Origin of the sequence: Flavobacterium arabinosi (genome assembly GCF_048158725.1) — a bacterium.
GTDB lineage: Bacteria > Bacteroidota > Bacteroidia > Flavobacteriales > Flavobacteriaceae > Flavobacterium > Flavobacterium arabinosi.
On the sequence record NZ_JBLNKX010000005.1, the window covers coordinates 336,099 to 343,335 of the forward strand.

Consider the following 7,237-nt stretch of genomic DNA (forward strand, 5'->3'; position numbering starts at 1 on the left):
TAACTTTACAAGCATTTTCGAATCGAGATCAATCTGATTTCATTTTTATGATATAAAGATAATTAATTTTTTAAAACGAAAACGATTGATTTTTAACAGTTTTAATTTTATTTATGCAAATATTTCTTATAAACAACAAAACCAGTAGTTCCAATTAGGATGATTACCCAAGATTAAAGATAAAAATAATTATTTTTTAGGGTATTTACTAACCATTTTTTGGTGCATAGCGAATTGATTTTAAATATTGATTTAAAAAAAAATGCTTATTAGAGGAAATGAAATTGTTTTGTAAAAATGGAATAAGTAATTTTCATCGATAGTTTGGATTAATTTAAGGAGGTAAGTCATTCTGTTTTGTAATAAAAATCGTGTCATTAATTTTTGGTTACTGTTTCTTGGATGGAAGTTTTTTATTGTAATTTTGAATCTTAAAATAAATAGTTTTTGAGAGTTTCAATTTATAAGCAAATATCCGATCCGGTAGCCTTCAAACAGCAACTTTTACTTTGGTCACAACAATTTCGAGAAGTCATTTTTATGGACAGTAATGATTATCCACAGGGATATTCCAGTTATGATTGTCTGCTTGGAGCAGATGCTTTTACTTCCATAAAAACAGATTGTCATAATGCTTTTGAAGATTTAAAACAATACCAGCAAATTACCAAGGACTGGCTTTTTGGTTATTTATCGTATGATTTAAAAAATGATGTGGAGCAATTGCAATCCAATAATTTTGATGGGCTGGGTTTTCCAGATTTATTTTTCTTTCAACCTAAGAAATTATTTTTATTGAAAGGAAATGAACTCGAAATTCAATACCTCAATATGTGTGACGATGAAGTGGAGGAAGACTTTGAGGAAATAATTGAAAGTCAAAATACGAAAGTCGAAACAGAAGAAAGATTAACAATTCAACAACGGATTTCAAAAGAGAATTATCTTGAAAAAGCATCCAAAATATTAGAACACATTCATCACGGAGATATTTACGAAGCGAATTTTTGCATGGAATTTTTTGCAGAAAATGCCAGCATTGATCCAATTGAAAAGTTTGTAAAGCTGAACGAAATTTCTCTTCCGCCATTCGCCGTTTTTTTTAAGAATAATAAGCATTTTTTGCTTTCAGCTTCTCCGGAACGCTATTTGAAGAAGGAAGGGGAATTGATTATTTCGCAGCCAATTAAAGGAACAGCGAAACGATTCTCAGATCCTGCAGAAGATGAAAAATCAAAAATGCAATTGGCTTTAGACCCAAAAGAGCGTTCCGAAAATATTATGATCACGGATTTAGTTCGCAATGATTTGTCACATACCGCAAAAAAAGGTTCTGTAACAGTAACAGAATTATGCAAAATTTATTCTTTTATTCAGGTGCACCAAATGATTTCTACGGTTACTTCAAAATTAGATTATCAATATACAGCGGTTGATGCACTGAAAACCACGTTCCCGATGGGAAGTATGACTGGAGCACCAAAAATTTCGGCAATGAAAATTATCGAAAATCTGGAAGAAACAAAACGGGGTTTGTATAGTGGGGCAGTAGGGTATTTTACTCCAAGTGGTGATTTTGATTTCAATGTCGTAATCCGAAGTATTTTGTACAATCAGGAAAAAAAATACGTTTCTTTTTCAGTGGGAAGTGCCATCACATCGCAATCAATTCCGGAGAAGGAATATGAGGAATGTTTGCTTAAAGCCAAAGCTATGCGAGAAGTTTTAAGCTAAATCAAAATGAATTAATTACTTTTGAATATGCTACAGAAATTCCAAAACCATCTTCTCCACAATTTTCAGTTTTTGAATGGAAAAAAACTGCTTCTTGCCACAAGCAGCGGTATTGACAGTATGGTTATGGTGCATTTATTTCAGCAATTAGAATATAAAATTGGAATCGCACATTGCAATTTTCAACTTCGCGGAATGGAAAGTTTCGGTGATCAGGATTTTGTTCAGGAATACGCTGTCGCAAATAATATTAAGGTATTTATAACACAATTTGATACCAAAGCTTTTGCGGAAGATTATAAGCTTTCTACTCAAGTTGCTGCTCGCGAGTTGCGTTACAACTGGTTTTATGAATTATTGGAAACCGAAAAATTCGACTATATTCTCACTGCTCATCATGCAGATGATAATATAGAAACCTTTCTGATCAATCTTACCAGAGGAACTGGATTAGACGGTTTAACTGGAATTCCGGAACAAAATGAAAATGTGATTCGGCCATTTTTATTGTTTTCCCGAGAAGAAATTGAAGCGTATGCTAAAGAAAATACGATTCAGTGGCGAGAAGACAGCAGTAATGCATCGGATAAATACCTTCGAAATAAAATTCGTCATCATGTAGTCCCGATGTTAAAGGAATTAAACCCAAATTTCCTTTCTTCTTTTCATAAAACGGAAACCTATTTGCAGGAAGCTCAAGCGATGGTTGAAGATGCATCAATTATCGTTTATCAACAAGTGGCAAAGCAGGAGGAGGAAAACATTCATTTTGATTTGACTCAATTAAGAAAATTGCCCAATTACAAATCGTACTTATACCAATGGTTGAAAGAATTTGGATTTTCGGCTTGGGATGATATTTATGATTTGGTCGAAAGCCAATCAGGCAAGCAGGTTTTTTCTCCGGAGTTTCGATTGTTGAAAGACAGAGATTCCTTAATCTTAAGTCCGCTACATTTCGTAAATGAAAAAGAGGAGTTTTTAATCGAAGAAAATCAGAAAGAAGTTAAGATTCCCTTAAATCTTTCGTTTTGTAAAGTAGCCGACATTAGTATCGTTTCAAATAAAACTATCTTTGTTGATGCCAATAAATTACAATTTCCATTGGTTTTGCGCCATTGGCATGAAGGAGATGTTTTTCAGCCTTTTGGGATGGACGGCAAATCTAAGAAAGTGAGTAAATTATTCAAGGATGAAAAATTATCATTGCTTGACAAAGAAAATACTTGGCTTTTATGTTCAAAAAATGAAATTGTTTGGATTGTTGGAATTCGTCAGGATAACCGCTTTAGAATAGAAAAAAATATACAAAATATACTTAAAATAGAATTACAATAATGAGGAAATTACTATTTATACTTTTTGCTTTTTTGGCTTTCACCAAAGTAAATGCCCAAATTCTTGATCCTGCAAAATGGACGACAAAAATTGAAAAAAAATCAGCCAATACGTATTTGTTAACTTTTAATGCCGTTATTGAAAAAGACTGGCACATCTATTCTCAGTTTACACCAGATGGGGGACCATTACCATTAGAGGTGATTTTTAAAAATCAAAAAGAAAATTTTACTTTAGTTGGCAAAGCCAAAGAAAGTAAAACTACGACTGCTTTCAATGATATTTTTGGAGTGAATGAAACCTTTTTTCATGATAAAGCTCAAATCCAACAAGAAATTAAAATCATAAACCCAAAGATTACCAAGATTGAAGCCGAGTTGAATTATCAGGTTTGTAAAGAAGTTTGTATCAATTTAGAGAAAAAATTTACGTTTAGAATTCCATTAAATTCAAATATTGCGAAGGTAGTTATCCTTAAAGCGGATACCACAAGAGTGGACACACTAGTTTCAAAACCGGAAGTAAAAGAAACCAATATTTATGTAAAATCAGCGATTGAAACTACGAAACCAGCTTCTCAGAAAGGATTATGGTCTATTTTCTTCATTGCTTTTTTATCAGGATTTGCAGCCTTACTCACGCCTTGCGTTTTTCCGATGATTCCTATGACAGTGAGCTTTTTTACCAAACAAAGTAAATCAAAAGCCAAAGGAATCAGACATGCCATTATTTATGGAATCTCCATCATATTCATTTATGTGGTATTGGGATTTTTAGTGACTTGGATTTTTGGTGCCGATGCACTGAATGCATTGTCTACCAATGTTTGGTTTAATATTATATTCTTTATTCTATTGATTGTTTTTGCTGCTTCATTTCTTGGCGCATTCGAGATTATGTTGCCTAATTCTTGGGCAAATAAAGTGGACAGCCAAGCGGATAGAGGAGGAATAGTAGGAATATTATTTATGGCGTTGGCGCTTGCTATTGTCTCTTTTTCTTGTACGGGACCTATTGTAGGAACCCTGCTGGTTGACGCTGCTTCCAAAGGAGGTATCGCACCGATTATAGGAATGTTAGGTTTTTCATTGGCTTTAGCCTTACCATTTATGTTATTTGCGATGTTTCCAGGCTGGTTGCATTCGTTACCAAGATCTGGAGGATGGCTTAATACCGTAAAAGTAGTTTTGGGTTTTCTGGAATTGGCTTTGGCTTTCAAATTTTTATCAAATGCTGATTTGGTTTTACAATTGCATTTATTGGAAAGAGAAGTGTTTTTGGCGATTTGGATCGCTGTTTTTGGGGCATTAGCATTGTATTTATTTGGAAAAATAACCCTGCCACACGATAGTCCTATGACCCATATTTCAGTAGGAAGATTGTTAATGGGATTGCTGGTTTTAACGTTTACTATTTATTTAATCCCGGGACTTTGGGGGGCACCATTAAAATTGATTAATGCTTTTCCACCACCGATAGAATACAGTGAAAGTCCCATGGGTTTTGGAAGTTCAGGAGTTAAAAATTCAACAGCTATTTTGCCCGAAGGGGCCAAAAGCGGACCACACGGATTAGTGGTTTTTGATGATTACGAAAAAGGACTGGCGTATGCCAAAACGGTACATAAACCCATTATGTTAGACTTTACAGGTTATGCTTGTGTGAATTGCAGAAAAATGGAAAATAATGTCTGGTCTGATGATCGTGTTTTTTCTATTTTGAATAATGAGGTTGTGTTAATTTCTTTGTATGTTGATGACAAACGCGAATTGCCTAAAAGAGAACGCTATATTTCTAAAACTACTGGAGCCGAAATCGAAACTATAGGTGATAAATGGACCGATTTTATGATTTCGAAATACAAAACCAATACCCAACCATTGTATGTTTTAACAGATTTGGAAGGGAAAAGTTTAAATGAAGATAAGCCAACAATTAGTTATGTAGGAGTGGAAGAATATGAAAGTTGGTTAAAAATCGGAATCTTAAAATTCAAAAAATAAACCCCTTTTTGTTTTACAAATAGCAACCCTGTCCAATTAATTGGACAGGGTTTTTTTATTTTTTTCTTGTTCGAAAAAAGTTATCTAAAAACGTTTTTAACATTTTTAAATTTTGTCTATAATGCTTGTGTTTACTGGGTTTTCGGCTGTTTTAAGAACATCAAAAAAGGTCTTAGTTCTTTTTTGCACTATTTTATTTTTCTTAAATGGTCTTAAAATAAGTTCATCTCTTCTTAAGTATTTTTACTCAGGATTTAGTTGCTATTAATTAAAAAAACACATTTTTATTCGAAAAGTACAAACAATGTTTGTATTTCAATTGGATTAAATTTTCATCAATTCAAATTGAAAATCGGATTCAAAAGCCAATATATTTTCTAATTGTATTTTTTTATTTCCTCTGAAAATTACAAAATATGTAGTTCACAGTTTTTTTATTCCTTTAATCGGAAATGTATTAAAAATTGGATTAATGTATTCTTAATTGCATAATTTAGTATTCAAGTTGATGAATTTTAGGAGATTATGCAGCATTTTTTTGTTAAAAAAAGCATTTTTTCAAGGTAATTCAATTGGAATAAATCAAAAAAAATAGAAACCCCATTCTATTGATTTTACATTTTATAGTTAGGCATATAGTATTCGTTATTTTATTATTTTAATTCAATAAATATGAAAACATTTCTACGCAACTCTGGATTTTTAACTATTGTTTTTTTAATTGCAACTCTATTTTTTGCAAATGTGGCTTTTGGACAGACCATAACACTTGATCAGGCTGATTTGGATTATGCCCCGGGAGAAACTGTTACTATTACTGGGACTGGCTGGCAGCCGAATGAAGCAATTGACTTGCAGGTATATCACCTTACGGAACCCATACCCGATCACGGAACACCCGATCCTCATCAACCTTGGACGACCGTAGCGGATGGTTCGGGTAATTTTACGGCTACGTGGTTTGTTACGGAATATGAATTGGGAGCGGAACTTTTGCTCATTGCCGATGGTGTAGAATCTGGTTTTACTTATAAAGTGTTTTTTACGGATGGGAATGTAGGTTTTGGACAAACCGGTGTAGCTGGAAATAATATTGATATGACAGTTGAAGTTACTTATACTAAACTTGTAAATGCAGTACCGACTGTTGTAACAGAAACAGTATCATTTAAATCAAATGGAACAACAGCTGTTGGGGCAGTGAATAATACTACAATTTCATGGGTGTATAATCCCGTAACTGTTGGTGGTACAACTTACATTTGGAACGGTGCATCAACCCAAATTCAAAATTTTAATATAGGAACATCTAATTATGTAGGATCTAATGCTATAAAAGGAACGTATGTTGCATGCACAGTACCATCAATCACTACAAACCCATTAAATCAAACTGTTGCTTATGGTGCAAATGCAAATTTTACAGTAGCAGCTTCTGGAACTGCTGTTCTTACTTATCAATGGGAAGAATACATATCTTCTTGGAATACTATAACTAACGGAGGAGTTTATTCAAATGCGACAACTGCTTCCTTAACTTTGACCAAACCCTCTGTTGCAATGAGCGGCAGAAAATATCGTTGTGTTGTTACTAATAGTTGTGGGAATGCTACAAGTGATGGATTGGCAACATTGACGGTGAATAAAAAAGCATTAACAGCAGAGGCCCCAACGATTGCATCAAAAACATATGATAGCAATGCAACTGCTGGAGCAGTTACAGTTGGAACACTTTCAGGCTTTGTCGGTACCGAAACAGTTACTGTAGCTGGAGTAGCAGCAGCTTATAGTAGTGCAAATGTTGGTTCTTACCCTGGAGTTGTAGTTACTTACACTCTTGTGAATGGAACAAATGGTGGATTAGCGACAAATTATAGTTTAGCTACAGGGACTGCAACAGGTGTGATTACTTCTAAGGCCATCACCGGAAACTTTACAGCATCTAACAAAACTTATGATGGAAATGCGGTTGCTTCAGTTCTAACCCAAACTTTAAATGGAGTTATTGCACCAGATGCAGTAAGCTTAATAGGCGGAACGGCAAGCTTCAGCGATAAAGACGTTGCCAATGGCAAAACAGTTACCTCTTCGGGCATGAGTTTGTCAGGATTGCAAGCGGGGAACTACAGTTTGACATCCGTGGGAACAACAACAGCAAATAT

The 7,237-nt window shown here is 34.1% G+C and carries 4 protein-coding genes; all 4 read left to right on the top strand.

Annotated features, from left to right (window positions below; translation table 11 throughout):
- Positions 1 to 447: 447 nt before the first annotated feature.
- Positions 448 to 1,734, top strand: a complete 1,287-nt coding sequence (locus tag ACM55K_RS12600; RefSeq protein WP_416850610.1) for an anthranilate synthase component I family protein — start codon at positions 448 to 450, stop codon at positions 1,732 to 1,734.
- 27 nt (positions 1,735 to 1,761) lie between these two features.
- Entirely contained in the window at positions 1,762 to 3,072 is a 1,311-nt protein-coding gene (gene tilS, locus ACM55K_RS12605) for a tRNA lysidine(34) synthetase TilS (protein ID WP_416850611.1), read from the top strand.
- A complete protein-coding gene (locus tag ACM55K_RS12610; protein WP_416850612.1) occupies positions 3,072 to 5,075 on the top strand; it encodes a protein-disulfide reductase DsbD family protein in 2,004 nt (667 codons plus the stop codon). The genes tilS and ACM55K_RS12610 overlap by 1 nt, the downstream gene beginning before the upstream one ends.
- A 672-nt stretch (positions 5,076 to 5,747) precedes the next feature.
- Positions 5,748 to 7,237 (top strand): YDG domain-containing protein (locus tag ACM55K_RS12615; RefSeq protein WP_416850613.1); only part of this gene is annotated, 1,490 nt, incomplete at its 3' end.

Bases quoted from the DNA above. Each gene is read 5' to 3' on its own strand.
- tilS (WP_416850611.1), top strand. From the start codon at position 1,762: ATGCTACAGAAATTCCAAAACCATCTTCTCCACAATTTTCAGTTTTTG.
- ACM55K_RS12610 (WP_416850612.1), top strand. From the start codon at position 3,072: ATGAGGAAATTACTATTTATACTTTTTGCTTTTTTGGCTTTCACCAAA.